This window comes from Amycolatopsis sp. NPDC021455 (assembly GCF_040640995.1).
Classification (GTDB): domain Bacteria; phylum Actinomycetota; class Actinomycetes; order Mycobacteriales; family Pseudonocardiaceae; genus Amycolatopsis.
In genome coordinates, this window is sequence record NZ_JBFACT010000005.1 from 322,377 (window position 1) to 338,053 (window position 15,677).

Genomic DNA, 15,677 nt, shown 5'->3' on the forward strand with positions numbered 1-15,677 from the left:
TTCGGACGTGGCGGTTACCCACGTCCAGTGTGGTCTGCTGTTCCGCGCCACGAACGGGTGACCGGCTAGACGAGGCCGGCCGCGATCAGCTGCTGCCAGATCTCTCCCTGGTCGACGACCTCGACGCCGTGCTTCTCGGCCTTGGTCAGCTTGCTCGCGCCGACGTCGGCGCCGGTGATGAGCAGGTCGGTGCTCGCCGAGACCGACGTCGCCGTGGTCGCGCCCGCCTTTTCGCAGAGCCGCTGGAAGGTCGGGCGGGGTACCTTCTCGCCGGAACGCGGGTCGCTGATCGACCCGGTGACCACCACCGTCTTGCCCGCCAGCGGCGCCCCGGCCGCGACGACCGGCGGCAGGTCTTCCTCGCGCACGTCGAGGGAGACGCCGGCCTCGCGCAGGCGCTCGAGTTCCGGTCGCAGCCTCGTGAGGTGCTCGATCAGCGAGGCGGCGACCTTCGGCCCGATGTCCTCCACCGCCACGAGTCCCTCCACGCCCGCGGCCGCGACGTCTTCCAGGGAGCCGAACCCGGCCCGGCAGAGGCGGGCGGCGGTGCCTTCGGACGCCATCGGGATCGCCAGCCCGATCAGGGCGCGGCGCAGGCCGACCGAGCGGCTCGCGTCGATCGACTCGATCATGCGTGTGGCCGAAACCTCGCCGATGCGGTCGAACTCCAGCAGTTTTTCCTTGGTCAGCCGGTAGAAGTCCGACGGGTGCTCGAGAATCCCCGCCTCGGCCAGCCGCTCGATCCACACCCCGCCGATGGCGTCGATGTCGGCCGCCGCCCGCGACGCCCAGTGGATCAGCCGCCGCACGGTCTGGGCAGGGCAGGAAACGTTGGTGCAGAACAGTTCCCGGCTGTTGCCCTGCTCGGTCAGCGGCTGCCCGCACGACGGGCACGCGTCCGGCGGGACGATTTCCCGCTCGGTGCCGGTGCGTTTCGAGGCGTCCAGCACGCCGGCGACGAAGGGGATCACGTCGCCGGCGCGGCGCACCAGGACGGTGTCGCCGATCTTGATGCCGCGAGCTTTGATCACTTCCTGGTTGGCCAGGGTCGCGCGGGTGACCGTCGTGCCGCCCACGAACACCGGTTCCAGCCGGGCGACCGGGGCGATCTTGCCGGTCTTGCCGACGTCCCAGACGACGTCGGCCAGCACGGTGGTCTTCTCCTCGGCGGCGAACTTGAACGCCAGCGCGCCGCGGGGCGAGCTCGACCTCGTCCCGGCGGCGGCGTAGGCGTCGCGGTCGGCCAGCCGCAGCACCGCGCCGTCGAGGTCGTAGTCCAGGTCGTTGCGCTGCCGCTCGATCTCGCCGATCACCTCCTGCGCCGACTCCGCGTCGGCGCAGCGCCGCATGTCGGCCGCGGTGAAGCCGAGCGTGTGCAGGGCGCTGCCGAGGTCGGTCTCCGCGCTGTCGGGGTCGGTGAGCAGGTCGAAGGCGAAGAACCGCAGCCGCCGCTCGGCGACGGTGGCGGGGTCCTTGGCCCGCAGCGTGCCCGCCGCCGCGTTGCGCGGGTTGATCAGCGGCTTGTCCGGGTGCGCGGTGTTGTAGGCGGCGAACGTGGACCGCAGCATGACCGCCTCGCCGCGGACCTCGACGCGGCCCGGCGCGTCGACGCGCTCGGGGATCCCGTCGGTCAGCGCCCGCACGAGCGGCGTGACGTCGTCGCCGGTCGTGCCGTCCCCGCGGGTGACCGCCCTGGCCAGGCGGCCGTCTTCGTACACGACGGCCAGCGAGAGGCCGTCGAGCTTCGGCATGACCACCACCGGCTGGCCGGGGAAGCGATCGAAGAACGCCACGACCTGCTCCGGCGTGTTCGCCTTCTCCAGCGACAGCATCGGCCGCGAGTGCCGGACCGGCGCGTGCAGCACCGCGGGCGCGCCGACCTGGTCCAGGGGGTTCGGGTCGGGCGTCAGCTCCGGGTGCGCCGCGATCAGGCCCCGCAGCTCGTCCTCGATCGCGTCGTACTCCGCGTCGGCCACCAGCGGCGAACCGCGGTAGTAGGCGTCGCGCAGCGCCACGATGCGGTCGGCGAGTTCCGGGATGCGTTCCTGAGCGTTCACACCGGGGACGTTACCGGGCACCACCGACAAAACCGCTCGAAGGCCGCCGGTCTGGAGGAACTCCAGGCTTACGATGAAGATCATGCGATTCGCCATCAAGACCTCGCCCCAGAACACCGAATGGGCGGACATGCTCGCCGTGTGGCAGGCCGCCGACGAAATCGAGCTGTTCGAATCGGGCTGGACCTTCGACCACTTCTACCCGATCTTCTCCGATTCGACCGGCCCCTGCCTGGAAGGCTGGGTGACGCTGACCGCGCTGGCGCAGGCGACCAAGCGGCTCCGGCTGGGCACGCTGGTCAGCGGGATCCACTACCGCCACCCCGCCTTGCTGGCGAACATGGCCGCGACGCTCGACATCGTCTCCGGCGGACGGCTGGAGATCGGCGTCGGCGCGGGCTGGAACGAAGAGGAGTCCGGCGCGTACGGCATCGAGCTGGGCTCGATCAAGGAGCGCAGCGACCGCTTCGAGGAAGCCTGCGAAGTCCTCGTCGGGCTGCTGACGCAGGAGACCACGACGTTCCAGGGCGAGCACTACCAGCTCACTGACGCCCGGTGCGAGCCGAAGGGCGTCCAGAAGCCGCACCCGCCGATCTGCATCGGCGGCAGCGGCGAGAAGCGCACGCTGCGCACGGCCGCGAAGTACGCCCAGCACTGGAACTTCGTCGGCGGCCCGCCCGAGGAGTTCGCCCGCAAGCGTGACGTGCTGCACCGCCACTGCGCGGACGTCGGCCGCGACCCGGCCGAGATCACGCTGTCCTCGCACGTCCGGCTCGGCCCGGACCTCGACTACGCGCAGGTGGCCGCCGACGTGGAGGCGCTCGGCGAAGCCGGGCTGGACCTGGCGATCGTCTACCTGCCGCCGCCGCACACCCCGGCCGTGCTCGAGCCGCTGGCGAAGGTGCTGGAACCGTTGCGCTGAACCGGGTGCCCCATCCGCGCCGCTGGTGCGGGCAGGCGCGGATGGGGACACCGGCCGGGCCGAGCCGAACGACCCGGCCGGAAGCGACTCGGCTCGAAGCGACCCGGCCGGGAAGCGACCCGGGCAGGCGGCACGGTCCGGTGAAGTGGACGAGCCGTCGGCGCGGGGACGGAGGTGACCTCGTGACCGCCCCTGGGGATCGCCCACCGCGGCAGCTCGGTGTCACCCCCTCAGTGGATCTTCCCGAACGGACCCGACCGCCCGGTCACCGAGCGTGGTGCGACCGACCGGGCGAAGGCTGTCCGGGCGGTTCGTCGCGCAGAGTACGCGCGTTCGGTTCGCCCCGGCCCCTCCGCGACGGCCCGTCCGGCCGGCGAGGGGGCCACTCGCGCGCCGCCGGGATCCGGTCCCGGCGGCGTCGTGGCACTTCACGCGGAATGCCGATATCTTGCCACGATCCGGATCGGCGCTCGTGTGATCAATGAACGAAGTTAATTTCTCTCCGTTTCGAAAAACAGACCGTTTCACCCGATCGGGTAATGCTGGCGCGGGTTGTGGCGAATCGATTGGCGCGCAGTGATGCCGACGGTAGGGTTCGTCCGGTGGAGAGCGGCCCGATTGGCCGATTGCTCTTTGTTGAGCGCTCTTTTGTCTCGCGTTCAGCGATTTCGAGGTGGACCGAAACTTCGAGGCGGGAAGAAAATTCCGAGGCGGGAAGAAACACAGTGGACTTCGAAGCGCTGGCCGGCGAGCTGCGCAATCTCCGGGAAGGTGTCGTCGGGGTGACCGGCACGGTGCTGGCCGCGGTCGACGGGATACCGATCATCGCCGACGCGTCCGACGACATCGATCCGGCGAAGATCTCCGCGCTCGCCGCGGCCGACCTCGGGATCGCGCGCCAGGCGGCCGAAATGACCGGGAAAGGCGCGTTGAGCCAGACCGTGGTGTTCGGCACCGAAGGCTACATGGCCGTCTATGCCATCGGGCGCCTGGCGTTGATGGTCGTGCTCGGGGACAAAGGACTGAACATCGGGCGCCTGTTGTTCGAATCCCGGCCTGTCATCGAACGGATCGGCGCGATCCTGGCCGCTTAGCGATCCGGCCGCCTCGACCATTCACGGAAAGGATGCAGCATGATGATGAACATCGACACAGCACTCAAGGAAGCCATGTCGATCACCGGTGCCGTCGGGGTCGCGCTGGTCGACTACGACAGCGGCATGTCGCTCGGCACCAGCGGGGGCGGTGACTGGCTCGACCTGGAGGTCGCCGCGGCGGGCAACACCGAGGTCGTCCGGTCGAAAATGCGGGTCATGGCTTCGCTGGCGCTCAACGACACCATCGAGGACATGCTGATCACGCTGCACCGCCAGTACCACCTGATCCGGCTGATGAACTCGTCGCGGAATTCGCTGTTCCTCTACCTGGTGCTGGACCGCGACCGGGCGAACCTGGCGCTGGCCCGGCACTACCTGAAACGCATCGAAGCGGACCTGCAGGTGTAACCCCGGGGGAGGAGGAGCCGATGACCGGAGGTGGCTCGCGAGCCGCACTCGTCATCGGTTCGGCGCTGATGCACGACCTCGGTTCACTCTTCCCGGTGACGATGACCCTCGCCGGTGAGGACCTGGCGTTCACGTTCGTGTCGTCGTGTCCGTCACCCGACGCGGTCGAGCAGTGGGTGCAGCTGCGCTCGGGCACCGTCGTGGCCGGCCGCGTCGTGCGGTTCTTCGTCGACGCGGACGGGCGGCGGATCCGCGTCGAGCTCGCCGGGGCGCCGGTCCGGGCCCTGGTAGTGCTGGCCGACGAGGTGACCGCGGAGGCGGTGAACGCGCCGTGGCTCGGCCGCTGGCAGGACCAGATGCCCTGCACCGTGCGGGTCGCGATGGACGAGCTCGCGCGGATGCTTTCGCGGTGCCGTTACCGCGCCGGCGGCGCCGAGCCGCTGATCGACCTGGAGCTCGCCTACCGGCCGGACCGCGACCACGAGGTGCGGCTCGCCGGCGCGCATCCCCGCGTGCGGCCGTTCATCGCGCCGGTCCGCCCGGTGCTCGCGCTGCGCTGGCGGTCGGCGACGCCGGAGCAGCGCAAGGCGTTCCTCGACGAGCTTCCGGAGGGCGCCCCGGCCCGCGGGTGGCTCCGCCGCCGGCGCACCGCGCGGGTCATGGGGCTGGAGGTGGACGTACCGGCCTGAAGGCGCTCAGGAAAAGGCCTGCCGGCAGAGGCGGGCGACGCCCGCGCGGACGCGTTGTTCGCCGAGGCCGGGCAGGATCGCCGCGACGTGCTCGGCGGCCAGCGGGGCGAGCAGGGCGTGCGCGGTGTGCTCGGGGTCGGGCGTGCCGGCGAGCAGGATCGCCAGGTGCCGGTGCCAGAACCGGTAGGCGCCGATCCGGTACCGGGCCCCCGGGGCCGCGGTCTCCGACATCCGCACCACGGGCAGGTGCTCGACCAGGTAGTCGAGGTAGGCGTCGGCGAAGGCGGCGAGGCGTTCGGCGGGCGGCGCGCCGGGACCCAGCGGTGGCGGCCCGTGCAGGATCCCTTCCTGCAGCACGCGTTCCCGGGCGTCCAGCAACGCGGCGGCCAGTCCCGCTTTGTCGCCGAAGCGGCGGAAGAGCGTGCCCTTGCCGACGCCCGCGGCCGCCGCCACCTGGTCCATGGACACCGCGTCGACGCCGTGTTCGGCGAAGAGCCCGGCGGCCGCGTCCAGGATGGCCGCCCGGTTGCGGGCGGCGTCCGCGCGCTCCTTGGGCGGGGGCGTGCGAAGCAGGTCCAACGGCGTTGCAGAACCGGACTGCGGTCCGCTATCTTCGGGAAGCACAGCCGGACTATAGTCCGATTATCCCGAGGGAGCGACATGACCGCACTCATCACCCGTGACGAGCTCAAGGCCGCGCTGGACGAGGGCACCGCGACGGTGGTCGACGCGCTGGGCGGCGAGTACTACGCCAGGCAGCACCTGCCCGGCGCCGTCGCCCTGGTCCCGGCCGACGTCGACGCGCGGGCGGCCGCCGTGCTGCCCGACCGGGCGGCCCCGGTCGTCACCTACTGCTCCAACCCCGCGTGCCCCAACAGCGGGCAGGTGGCCGACCGGCTGACCGCCCTGGGCTACGCCGACGTCCGCAAGTACCGCGAGGGCATCGAGGACTGGGTGGCGGCGGGCCTGCCCACCGAGACGGCCTGACGTCGCGGGGGACGTTCCTCGCGGCAGGAACGTCCCCTCTGGCGTCAGCGCAGCTTGCCGAAGAACGCGCGGACGTCGTCAACGAGCAGGTCCGGGGCCTCCATGGCGGCGAAGTGGCCGCCGCGGCCGAACTCCGACCAGTGCACGATCGTGTGCTCCCGCTCGAGCGGGCCGCGGATCGACACGTCCAGCGGGAACACCGCGACGCCGGTCGGCACCGGCGACCGCTCGCTCGCGCCCCAAGCCCCGGCGTGCGCGGTCTCGTAGTAGCAGTTGGCCGAAGAGCCGGCGGTGCCGGTCAGCCAGTACAGCATCACGTTGGTGAGCAGCAGGTCCCGGTCCACCGCGTCCTCCGGCAGCTCGGCCGCCGGGTCGGTCCACTCCTTGAACTTCTCGACGATCCAGGCCAGCTGGCCGGCGGGGGAGTCGTGCAACCCGTGCGCCAGGGTCTGCGGCCGGGTGGTCTGCATCGCCACGTAACCGGCTTGCTCGGTCCTCAGGTACTCGAAGTGCTTCAGCCGGGCCTTCTCGGCTTCGGTCAGTTCGCCGTCGGGGGCGGTGAACGCGGCGAGCCCGTTCGCGTGCACGCCGACGACCTTGTCCGGGTTGAGCCGGCCGAGCCCCGGGCCGACGACGGCACCCGTGTCGCCGCCCTGTGCGCCGTAGCGGTCGTACCCGAGCCGGCTCATCAGCTCGGCGTACGCCCGGGTGATCCGGCCGGTGTCCCAGCCCGCTTCGCGGGTCGGCCCGGAGAAACCGGTGCCCGGGTTCGACGGGATCACGAGGTGGAAGGCGTCCGCCGGGTCGGCGCCGTGCGCCCGGGGGTCGGTCAGCGGGCCGATGACGTCCAGGAACTCCACGACCGAGCCGGGCCAGCCGTGGATCAGGATCAGCGGAAGAGCGTTCGGCTCGGGGGAGCGCACGTGGAGGAAGTGGAGGTCCTGCCCGTCGATCTCGGTGGTGAACTGCGGGAAGGAGTTCAGGACACGCTCGTGGGCACGCCAGTCGTAGCCGTCGCGCCAGTACTCGGCCAGTCCCTTGAGGTAGCTCGCCGGCACGCCGCGGCTCCAGCCGGCGCCGGGCAGGTCCGCCGTCCACCGGGTCCGGGCGAGCCGGTCGCGCAGGTCGTCCAGGTCCGCCTGCGGGACGTCGATGGTGAAGGGCCGGATCTCGCTGTCGTTCGTCATGTCCCCGACTCTAGGAACCGGTTAGGTCAACTTCGGTCCTAACCGCGTGACAGACTTGGCGGCATGTGGGAAACCTCCGCGCGGCTGCTGCGCCTGCTCTCGCTCCTGCAGACCCGGCGCGACTGGTCCGGCGCCGAGCTGGCCGAGCGGCTGGAGATCACCCCGCGCACGGTGCGCCGGGACATCGACCGGTTGCGCGCCCTCGGCTACCCGGTGCTGGCCACCGCGGGCACCGCCGGCTACCGGCTGGGGGCCGGCGCGGACCTGCCGCCGCTGCTGCTCGACGACGACGAGGCCGTCGCGGTGGCGATGGGGCTGCGCACCGCGGCGGGCGGCTCGATCACCGGCATCGAGGAGACGTCGGTGCGGGCGCTCGCCAAGCTCGAACAGGTGCTGCCGTCCCGGCTGCGCCACCGCGTCAACGCCCTGCAGTCGGTCACGGTGCCGATGGCCCACGCCGGCCCGACGGCCGACCCGGACACCCTCACCGCCATCGCCGCCGCCTGCCGCGACTCGCTGCGGCTGCGGTTCGACTACCGGGCCCACGACGGAACCGAAAGCCTCCGCACGACCGAGCCGCACCGCCTGGTCCACACGGGACGGCGTTGGTACCTCATCGGCTGGGACGCCGGCCGCGAGGACTGGCGCACCTACCGCGTGGACCGGCTCCGGCCCCGCACGCCCACCGGTCCGCGGTTCACCCCGCGCACCCCGCCGGACGTCGACCTCGGCGGCTACACGTCGCGGGCGATCTCCACTTCGGCCTACCGCTACCAGGCTCGGTTCACCCTGCACGTCAGTGCCGAGACGGCCGCGGAACGCATCGCACCGACCACCGGGGCGCTGGAGCCGGTCGACGAGCGCAGCTGCACCTTGCGCACGGGCTCCGATTCGCTGGACGAACTGCTCGTTTACGTGGCGGGCATGGGGTTCGACTTCGAGGTGCACGAGCCGCCGGAGCTGGTCGAGCACGTGCGGGTGCTGGCGGCGCGGCTGGGCAGGGCGGCCGGCTGAGGTCGCCGTCCACAGAGGACGCCGAATCTTTCCGTCCGGCAAGCAAGTGACGAAAGTCCCGTCCGCCGGGGTCCATCGACGCCATGCGCCGACGGCGGCGGGACCGTAGCGTCGGAGCCCGAGGAGACCGGTCCGCGGTGGCCCGCGGCCGGCCCGAGGCGATGGAGGGTGATTCCCCTGCTGACCGGGATCGACCGTGACCACGACGCGCGGAGCGGGCTGTCCGGCTACCTGGCCGTGGTGAGTGCCGCGCTGGGGGTGGGCGGCGAGTCCTGCACCGCCGACCTCGACGTCCCCGCGTCGGCCTACGTCGCCCTCGATCTGCGGCTGCCCCGCCACCCCGGCCGGGACCTGGCGCTGCTGTGGGACGAACGCCACGGCTGGGCGCTGGCCATGGAAACCCATTCCGGCGAGGACCTGCTGGTGCTCGCCTACCTCGGCGACGACCTCGTGCCCTCCCCGGCCCGCGTCCGCGGTTTCGTGGCCGCGATCCGCGACGCCGGCGGCCCGTCCGCCCCGCCGGTCCCGCCCGATCTGCGCGGCGACCGCGAGGAGCTGCTGGAGCGCCTGCTGCGTTATCGCCGTGGCCGCTGGGGGACGACGGTCCCGTTCCTGACCAGGATCGGCTGACCGCCCGGTTCGGTCGATGGCGCCGAAGTGAAGGTGTCGAACGCTTTCCGGCTTCATCGGACCCCGCGATCGGCCGTTGCGCTTCGTCTTTCCGGGAGCTATGTTAGCGCTCACAATCGCTCCGCTTGTGCCGTCCGAGTCCACGTTTCCCTCAACGCAGCGGGAGAGATCAATGGCACGACACTCGAGGTTTCCCCTTTCGCACGCCTTCCTCGCGGCCGGGCTGCTCGCCGCCGGCCTCCTGACCGGCACCGGCACCTCGCAGGCGGCCACGCAGGGGCCGTGCGACATCTACGCCTCCGGCGGCACGCCGTGCGTGGCCGCGCACAGCACCACGAGGGCGTTGTACGGTGCCTACACCGGCCCGCTCTACCAGGTCCGGCGCGCCTCGGACAACGCCACCCGTGACATCGCCCCGCTGACCGCCGGCGGCGTCGCCGACGCGGCGGCGCAGGATTCCTTCTGTGCCGGGACGACTTGCCTCATCACGGTCATCTACGACCAGTCCGGCCGCAACAACCGCCTCACGCAGGCACCTCCCGGGGGCTTCAACGGCCCGGCCGCGGGCGGGTACGACAACCTCGCCAACGCCACCGCGGCGCCCATCACCGTCGGCGGCCACAAGGCTTACGGCGTCTACGTGGCCCCGGGCACGGGCTACCGCAACAACAACACCAACGGCGTCGCGACCGGCGACCAGCCCGAAGGCATGTACGCGATCTTCGACGGCACCCACTACAACGGTGGCTGCTGCTTCGACTACGGCAACGCCGAGCGCAACAGCCGCGACAACGGCAACGGCACCATGGAGGCCATCTACTTCGGCAACAGCAAATCCTGGGGCTACGGCGCCGGAAACGGCCCGTGGATCATGGCCGACCTGGAGAACGGCCTGTTCTCCGGGGTCAACCAGCACTACAACGCCAACGACCCGAGCATCAGCCACCGCTTCCTGACCGCCATCGTCAAGGGCGGCCCGAACCACTGGGCCATCCGCGGCGGCAACGCCCAGTCCGGCGGCGTGTCGACGTTCTACGACGGCGTGCGCCCCAACGTTTCGGGTTACAACCCGATGAAGAAGGAAGGCGCCATCATCCTCGGCATCGGCGGCGACAACAGCGTCGGCGCCCGCGGCACCTTCTACGAAGGCGTGATGACGTCGGGTTATCCGTCGGACGCCACGGAGAACGCGGTGCAGGCCAACATCACCGCGGCCGGCTACGCCACCGGTTCGGCCGGGACCGGCCTGACGCCGGGCACGTCCGTCTCGCTGCGGGCCACGACCGCCTGCTGCACCGACCGCTACATCCACCACACGGGATCCACAGTGGACACAGCGGTCGTCACCAGTGCCAGTTCCGCCACCGAGAAGGGCAACGCGTCCTGGACCGTGCGGGCCGGGCTGGCCGACAGCTCGTGCGTCTCGTTCGAGTCCAAGAACACCGCGGGGCAGTACCTCCGGCACCAGAACTACCAGCTCCACCTGCAGAGCAGTGACGGAAGCACGCTCTTCAAGCAGGACGCGACGTTCTGCCCGGAGGCCGGCCGCAGCGGGCAGGGCACCTCGCTCCGGTCGCTGAACTTCCCCGACCGGTACGTCCGCCACTACAACAACATCGTCTACATCGCGGCCAACGGCGGATCGAACGCCTTCGACAGCACCAACGCCTACAACGACGACGTGAGCTGGGCCGTCGGCTCCCCGTGGGCTTCCTGATCCGGGCTTCCGCGCGCCTCGCCCGCCGGCCGGGCGAGGCGCGCGAAAGCGCTTTCCGGTGACGTCTTGCCAGCGTGGGGAACGCCGCGCTACCCTCGCCTGGGAACGCTCCCAGTCGAGGGTGCCGTCTTCCCGGGTCGCCAACGGAGGCACCATGCCGGCCGCTCGAGCACTGCTCTCCACCGTTTTCCTGCTGGCCGCGGTTTCCGCCGCCGTGCCGGCGGCGTCCGCCGCGGCCGCGTACCCGAACCCCGGCCGCGTCACCGGGGACGTCGGCGTGCACGACCCGAGCGTGGTGAAACGCCCGGACGGCGGCTACCTGGTCGCCGCCACCGGGGACAACCTCGTGCTCAAGACCTCCACCGACCGCACCGCGTTCCGCGACGCGGGCTCGGTCTTCCCCGGCGGCGCGCCGTGGACGACCACCTACACCGGTGGCAGCCCCCACCTCTGGGCGCCGGACATCTCCCACCACAACGGCCGGTACTACCTGTACTACGCGGCCTCCACCTTCGGCTCCAACCGGTCGGCGATCTTCCTGGCCACCAGCCCTTCCGGCGGCTCCGGCACCTGGACCCACCGCGGCCTGGTCGTCGAGTCCCGCGCCGGCGACGACTTCAACGCCATCGACCCGAACCTGGTCGTCGACGAGGCGGGCCGGTGGTGGCTGGACTTCGGCTCGTTCTGGTCGGGCATCAAGCTGATCCGGCTGGATCCGGCGACGGGACTGCGCTCGGGCACCGGTATGACCGCCATCGCCGGGCGCGGGGGCGGGGCGATCGAGGCCCCCTTCGTCGTCGAGCGCGGCGGCTACTACTACCAGTACGTGTCGTTCGACCTGTGCTGCCGCGGCGCGTCGAGCACCTACCGGGTGATGGTGGGCCGGTCCACGAGCGTCACCGGTCCCTACACCGACCGCGCCGGCGTTCCGCTGACTTCGGGCGGGGGCACCGAGATCCTGGCCGGGCACGGCAGCGTGCACGGCCCCGGCCACGCGGCCGTGCTTGCCGACGCCGACGGTGATCTGCTCTTCTACCACTACTACGCCGACAACGGCACGTCGCTTCTGGGCATCAACCACCTGAGCTACGACCCGGCCGGCTGGCCGGGCGTCACCTGAAACCACGCCGTGTGCGGAAAGGACGGCCGGATGCGTCTCCGCCGAACCGCTGTTGTCTTCGCCGTCGCCGCGTCGCTGCTCAGCCCGGCGATCGCGGACGCCGCCCCGGCCGACGAGGCCTGGGCACACTCGGTCACCTTGACGGAGTCCGCCCTCGAAGGGGTGCACGGCACCGCGCCTGACGTCACGGTCCGCAACGTCCTCACCGTGACGGCGAGCGGGACCGGGCTGCGGGTCCGGCTGAGCAACCCGTTCGGCGCCACCGCGCTGACCGTGCGGTCGGTATGGGCCGGGCTGCAGCCTTCGACGGATTCGCCGGCGCTGGTGCCGGGGTCGAACCGCCGGGCCACGTTCGGGTTCCGGCGCGCGGTGACGATCCCGCCGGGCGGCAGCGTGTGGACCGACCCGCTGCCGCTGTCCGTGCGGCGCGGCGACCACGTCGCGGTCAGCGTCTACGCCCCCGGTTCCCCGATCGACGACCACACGTTCCCGCCACCGGAGACCGGCACGCCGGGATCGTTCCTCTCGACCGGCCCGGGCGATGCCGGGGCGAACGAGTCGGGTGCCGCCTACGGCGCGTTTTCCCGTGGCGTGCTGTGGTGGGTGGACGCGATCAGCGCCGGCTCCGCCGCCCGCGGCACCATCGTCGCCCTCGGCGACTCGATCACCGACGGCTACAACGCGTTCGGCGGCGGCCCGCGCTGGACCGACGTGCTCGCCGCGCGCATCGCGACCCGCCCGCCGGGGCGGCGGTTGTCGGTGGCCAACGCCGGGATCAGCGGCAACACCGTCAGCGTCCAGCCGAACCCGTACGACCCGACCGGCCAGTGCTGCGGCCCGCCGGCGCCGCTGCGGCTCGACCGCGACGTCCTTTCCCTGCCGGGCGTGCGGTACGTCCTGCTCCTCGAGGGGACGAACGACATCGGTGGCGGCGACAACGCGCCTCCGGCGCCGGCCGCCCAGGTCATCGACGCCATGAAGACCATCGCCGGGCGGGTGCACGCGTCCGGGCGCGAGATCGTCGGCGCGACCATCCTGCCGATGTGCAACGCCGCCGGCAGCGCGAAGGAACAGACCCGGCTCGCGGTCAACGCGTGGATCCGCACGTCCGGCACGTTCGACGCGGTGCTCGACTTCGAGTCCGTGCTCCGCGACCCGGCCGACCCGACGGTGATCCGCGCGGACTGGCGCACCGACTGCTACCACCCCAACGCCGAAGGGGACCGGCTGCTCGGCGAGTCGATCGACCTGCGGGTGTTCGGGCTCTGAGCCTGGGAGCCGGCATCATGCGGGCACGAGCGAGTTCGCGTTGCGCGCGGCCGGGGGAAGCGTCGTGGGCCGGCGCTACGCGGACAACTTCGACGTGGTGCACCTGCGTGAGGAGCCGTTGCTGGCCGTCGTCGCCGACGGCATGGGCGACGGCGAAGGCAGCCGCACGGCCGGCCGGACCGGAGTCGCCGTCTTCGTGGAGCAGCTGTCGGCGGCCGGAGTTGCCGTCGACGCTGCGACGCTGCGGGCGGCCGTCGCGCGGGCGCAGGCGGAGGTCGGTGCGGCCGGGCGGCGGATCGGCGGGCTGACCGGGTGCACGCTGACCGCGCTGGCGGCGGCCGGCTCCGCCCTGTGGATCGCCCACCTCGGCGACTCCCGTGCCTACCGGCTGCGGGACGGGCTACTGGAGCTGCTGACCACCGACCACACGATGGCGTGGCTCGGCGCCGTCAACGGCTGGTACGCGTTCGACTCGCCCGAAGCGCGGGCCGCGCGCTACCAGCTGACCCGCTACCTCGGGCATCCCGCGCACCCCGAACCGGACGTGCTCAACATCGCGCCACGCCCCGGCGACGTCCTGCTGCTGTGCAGTGACGGTGTCGCGGAACAGGTTCCCTACCAGCGCATCCGGGACGTGCTGGCCTCGTCCGGGGCGCCGGCCGAGCAGGTCGGCAGGCTCCTGGCCGACGCCGACGCGGCGGGCGGCCAGGACAACGCGAGCGCGGTGGTGGTCCGGGTCGTCCCGGCCTGACCGAGCGACCGCCCGGGATCACCCGAACGCGGGACAAGGCGGGGACTTCCGGCTCTGGCCTCCCGCGGCCGGCCGCAGCACACTGGAGCCAAGTCACGGAGACGACGGGCTACGGCCCCAGGCGCCGCTGGCCCAGGTTCGCGGCCCGGTTCAAACCAGAGCCCCGCCGCGGACCGCCGGCCGCCCCGGTGGCTCAGTGGGCGATCAGCTTCACCGCCACCACCGCGAGGGCGATCGCCACTTCCACGACGAAGAGCAGCAGCTTGACCGGCCACCGGACGGCGGCGCGCCGCGTGGCGGACAGGGCCAGCGCGGCGATGGTGAGCACCAGCGACAGGGCGGCGATCCACAGCGCCGTATTCAGCGGGAGCCAGCCGAGCGCCGCGGCGCCGACGCTCAGCACGGGCAGCAGGGCGGTTTCCAGGACGTGGCCCGCCGCCGCGAGGATGTGGCGGAGGTCGTGCCCACGCGGGAAGCTGCCGTGCGCGATGCGGTGCGCGCTGATGTCCGCGAACCCGCCGGCCAGGCAGAGCGCGACCATCGCGGCCGCGATGTCGGCGACGGCTTCGGTCGCGGACGTGCTGCCGGCGTAGTCCAGCAGGAGCACCACGGTCGACAGGCCCACCAGCGTCGCGTAGACGCGTTCCCGCAGGGCGGCCACCACGGGTGGCCGTTCCGCGGGGGCGGAACCGGCCGGAGCCTGCGTCCGGGCTTCGTTCATGCGAGGACTTTAGCCGTCCGCCTTGACTCGCCGGGCGACGAACAGTCCTAACGCGACGATGAGAGCCGCGAAAACGACGTACTGGAAGAACGCCGCGTAACGCTCCACCACGGCCCAGTTGGCGCCGAGCAGGTAGCCCGCGACGACGAACCCGGTGTTCCAGATCAGGCTGCCCGCCGCGGTGTAGAGCAGGAATCGCCCGAACGGCATGCGCTCGACCCCGGCCGGTACCGAAACGAGGCTGCGGAAGACCGGGACCATGCGGCCGAGGAAGACGGCTTTGCCGCCGTGGCGGGCGAACCAGGCCGCGGTCCGGTCGAAGTCCGACGTCCGGACGAGCGGGATGCGGCCGGCCAGCCGGCGCGTGCGGTCGTGGCCGAGGAGCGCGCCGAGCAGGTAGACGATCGCGGCGCCGGCGACCGAACCCAGCGTGGTCCAGAACAACGCGGCGCCGAGGCCGAACGTGCCCCGGCCGGCGGCGAACCCGGCCAGGGGGAGCACCAGCTCGCTGGGCAGGGGCGGGAAGAGGTTGTCGAGCCCGACGACGAGGGCCGCGCCGGGACCGCCGAGGGACTCCATCAGCCCGACGGCCCAGCCGGCCACGCCGGTGAGCTCTCCGGTGGTGGCCGCGGCGTCCTGAACGACTCGTTCCTGTCGTCCGGCGACAGGAACGAGTCGTTCAAGGCGTCCGGCGCCCCGCACGGTCAGCTCGTGCACGCCTTGGTGAGCGCGGACACCTGCTCGGTCCGCTTCTGCAGCCAGGCGGCCGGCGCGTTGACGAGGTCGTCGACGGTCGTCTCGCGCAGGGAGGTGGCCAGGGTGTCGAGCGCACCGCCGACCGTGGTGTTCGCCGCGCGGGAGGCCAGTTCGGACAGTTCGCCGGCGGCCGCGTGGGCGCGGTCGGCCGCGGCCTTCGGGTCGGTGAGGTCCGGGGTGGACGCGGTGATCCGCACGGCGTCGGCGCAGACCGCGGCGGCGGAGGCGGCGTTGCCGACCTGGCCGGCGGTTTCGGAGGCCTGCTGGGCGACGCCGCAGCCGGTGAGGGCCAGCAGGAGGCCGCCGCCGAGGACGGCCGCCGCGAGTCGGTTCTTCGAACGCATGGTGAGCG

The 15,677-nt window shown here is 72.1% G+C and carries 17 protein-coding genes; 11 read left to right on the forward strand and 6 right to left on the reverse strand.

The window, feature by feature from the left end; all coding sequences use genetic code 11:
- Window positions 1–65: 65 nt before the first annotated feature.
- Entirely contained in the window at window positions 66–2,057 is a 1,992-nt protein-coding gene (ligA, locus tag AB0G28_RS10915; protein ID WP_361086127.1) for an NAD-dependent DNA ligase LigA, read from the reverse strand.
- A gap of 82 nt (window positions 2,058–2,139) precedes the next feature.
- Here ligA and AB0G28_RS10920 point away from each other — a divergent pair, with 82 nt between their 5' ends.
- The 4 genes from AB0G28_RS10920 to AB0G28_RS10935 all read left to right on the forward strand — a co-directional run bounded on the left by AB0G28_RS10920 (window position 2,140) and on the right by AB0G28_RS10935 (window position 5,173).
- Window positions 2,140–2,979 (forward strand): LLM class F420-dependent oxidoreductase, encoded by an 840-nt coding sequence (locus AB0G28_RS10920; protein ID WP_361086130.1) that lies wholly within the window; start codon window positions 2,140–2,142, stop codon window positions 2,977–2,979.
- A 602-nt stretch (window positions 2,980–3,581) separates the two neighbouring features.
- Entirely contained in the window at window positions 3,582–4,073 is a 492-nt protein-coding gene (locus AB0G28_RS10925) for a roadblock/LC7 domain-containing protein (RefSeq protein ID WP_361086133.1), read from the forward strand.
- Between the two features lie 45 nt (window positions 4,074–4,118).
- Window positions 4,119–4,484, forward strand: a complete 366-nt coding sequence (locus tag AB0G28_RS10930; RefSeq protein WP_361086289.1) for a hypothetical protein — start codon at window positions 4,119–4,121, stop codon at window positions 4,482–4,484.
- 20 nt (window positions 4,485–4,504) lie between these two features.
- The gene (locus tag AB0G28_RS10935; RefSeq protein ID WP_361086136.1) at window positions 4,505–5,173 is read left to right on the forward strand and encodes a hypothetical protein; all 669 of its coding nucleotides are present in this window, start codon (window positions 4,505–4,507) and stop codon (window positions 5,171–5,173) included.
- Window positions 5,174–5,179: 6 nt separating this feature from the next.
- Here AB0G28_RS10935 and AB0G28_RS10940 read toward each other — a convergent pair whose 3' ends face one another.
- Complete coding sequence (locus tag AB0G28_RS10940; RefSeq protein ID WP_361086292.1) at window positions 5,180–5,752, reverse strand: helix-turn-helix domain-containing protein; 573 nt, start codon at window positions 5,750–5,752, stop codon at window positions 5,180–5,182.
- Between the two features lie 81 nt (window positions 5,753–5,833).
- On the opposite strand from AB0G28_RS10940, the gene AB0G28_RS10945 reads away from it, so the two are divergent.
- Window positions 5,834–6,160, forward strand: a complete 327-nt coding sequence (locus AB0G28_RS10945; RefSeq protein ID WP_361086139.1) for a rhodanese-like domain-containing protein — start codon at window positions 5,834–5,836, stop codon at window positions 6,158–6,160.
- Window positions 6,161–6,204: 44 nt separating this feature from the next.
- On the opposite strand, the gene AB0G28_RS10950 is transcribed toward AB0G28_RS10945, so the two are convergent.
- The gene (locus tag AB0G28_RS10950; protein WP_361086141.1) at window positions 6,205–7,347 is read right to left on the reverse strand and encodes an epoxide hydrolase family protein; all 1,143 of its coding nucleotides are present in this window, start codon (window positions 7,345–7,347) and stop codon (window positions 6,205–6,207) included.
- A gap of 63 nt (window positions 7,348–7,410) precedes the next feature.
- Between AB0G28_RS10950 and AB0G28_RS10955 the strand changes: the two genes are divergently transcribed.
- From AB0G28_RS10955 to AB0G28_RS10980, 6 genes are all read left to right on the forward strand, one after another.
- Window positions 7,411–8,361: a YafY family protein gene (locus tag AB0G28_RS10955; RefSeq protein WP_361086143.1), complete on the forward strand. Its 951-nt coding sequence runs from the start codon at window positions 7,411–7,413 to the stop codon at window positions 8,359–8,361.
- Window positions 8,362–8,529: 168 nt separating this feature from the next.
- The gene (locus tag AB0G28_RS10960) at window positions 8,530–8,991 is read left to right on the forward strand and encodes a DUF6292 family protein (protein WP_361086146.1); all 462 of its coding nucleotides are present in this window, start codon (window positions 8,530–8,532) and stop codon (window positions 8,989–8,991) included.
- A gap of 172 nt (window positions 8,992–9,163) precedes the next feature.
- Window positions 9,164–10,708, forward strand: coding sequence for an alpha-L-arabinofuranosidase B (locus tag AB0G28_RS10965; protein ID WP_361086149.1), 1,545 nt, complete (start codon window positions 9,164–9,166; stop codon window positions 10,706–10,708).
- A 154-nt stretch (window positions 10,709–10,862) separates the two neighbouring features.
- Entirely contained in the window at window positions 10,863–11,828 is a 966-nt protein-coding gene (locus AB0G28_RS10970; RefSeq protein WP_361086152.1) for an arabinan endo-1,5-alpha-L-arabinosidase, read from the forward strand.
- A 30-nt stretch (window positions 11,829–11,858) separates the two neighbouring features.
- Window positions 11,859–13,097: a GDSL-type esterase/lipase family protein gene (locus AB0G28_RS10975; protein ID WP_361086154.1), complete on the forward strand. Its 1,239-nt coding sequence runs from the start codon at window positions 11,859–11,861 to the stop codon at window positions 13,095–13,097.
- Between the two features lie 64 nt (window positions 13,098–13,161).
- Window positions 13,162–13,848, forward strand: coding sequence for a protein phosphatase 2C domain-containing protein (locus AB0G28_RS10980; protein WP_361086157.1), 687 nt, complete (start codon window positions 13,162–13,164; stop codon window positions 13,846–13,848).
- A gap of 193 nt (window positions 13,849–14,041) precedes the next feature.
- Here the strand turns inward: AB0G28_RS10980 and AB0G28_RS10985 are convergent, their stop codons facing one another.
- The 3 genes from AB0G28_RS10985 to AB0G28_RS10995 all read right to left on the reverse strand — a co-directional run bounded on the left by AB0G28_RS10985 (window position 14,042) and on the right by AB0G28_RS10995 (window position 15,669).
- Window positions 14,042–14,569 (reverse strand): hypothetical protein, encoded by a 528-nt coding sequence (locus AB0G28_RS10985; RefSeq protein ID WP_361086160.1) that lies wholly within the window; start codon window positions 14,567–14,569, stop codon window positions 14,042–14,044.
- 9 nt (window positions 14,570–14,578) lie between these two features.
- Window positions 14,579–15,148 carry a DedA family protein gene (locus AB0G28_RS10990; RefSeq protein ID WP_361086295.1) on the reverse strand — a complete coding sequence of 190 codons (570 nt, stop codon included), beginning with the start codon at window positions 15,146–15,148 and terminating at the stop codon, window positions 14,579–14,581.
- A gap of 125 nt (window positions 15,149–15,273) precedes the next feature.
- Entirely contained in the window at window positions 15,274–15,669 is a 396-nt protein-coding gene (locus tag AB0G28_RS10995) for a bacteriophage spanin2 family protein (protein ID WP_361086163.1), read from the reverse strand.
- Window positions 15,670–15,677: the final 8 nt, after the last annotated feature.

What these genes read in the sequence shown, in the direction of transcription:
- AB0G28_RS10965 (WP_361086149.1), top strand. Translation starts at nt 9,164, where the DNA reads ATGGCACGACACTCGAGGTTTCCCCTTTCGCACGCCTTCCTCGCGGCC.
- AB0G28_RS10950 (WP_361086141.1), bottom strand. Translation starts at nt 7,347, where the DNA reads ATGACGAACGACAGCGAGATCCGGCCCTTCACCATCGACGTCCCGCAG.
- AB0G28_RS10985 (WP_361086160.1), bottom strand. Translation starts at nt 14,569, where the DNA reads ATGAACGAAGCCCGGACGCAGGCTCCGGCCGGTTCCGCCCCCGCGGAA.
- AB0G28_RS10945 (WP_361086139.1), top strand. Translation starts at nt 5,834, where the DNA reads ATGACCGCACTCATCACCCGTGACGAGCTCAAGGCCGCGCTGGACGAG.
- AB0G28_RS10990 (WP_361086295.1), bottom strand. Translation starts at nt 15,148, where the DNA reads ATGGAGTCCCTCGGCGGTCCCGGCGCGGCCCTCGTCGTCGGGCTCGAC.
- AB0G28_RS10975 (WP_361086154.1), top strand. Translation starts at nt 11,859, where the DNA reads ATGCGTCTCCGCCGAACCGCTGTTGTCTTCGCCGTCGCCGCGTCGCTG.
- AB0G28_RS10955 (WP_361086143.1), top strand. Translation starts at nt 7,411, where the DNA reads ATGTGGGAAACCTCCGCGCGGCTGCTGCGCCTGCTCTCGCTCCTGCAG.
- AB0G28_RS10935 (WP_361086136.1), top strand. Translation starts at nt 4,505, where the DNA reads ATGACCGGAGGTGGCTCGCGAGCCGCACTCGTCATCGGTTCGGCGCTG.
- AB0G28_RS10930 (WP_361086289.1), top strand. Translation starts at nt 4,119, where the DNA reads ATGAACATCGACACAGCACTCAAGGAAGCCATGTCGATCACCGGTGCC.
- AB0G28_RS10970 (WP_361086152.1), top strand. Translation starts at nt 10,863, where the DNA reads ATGCCGGCCGCTCGAGCACTGCTCTCCACCGTTTTCCTGCTGGCCGCG.
- AB0G28_RS10920 (WP_361086130.1), top strand. Translation starts at nt 2,140, where the DNA reads ATGCGATTCGCCATCAAGACCTCGCCCCAGAACACCGAATGGGCGGAC.
- AB0G28_RS10995 (WP_361086163.1), bottom strand. Translation starts at nt 15,669, where the DNA reads ATGCGTTCGAAGAACCGACTCGCGGCGGCCGTCCTCGGCGGCGGCCTC.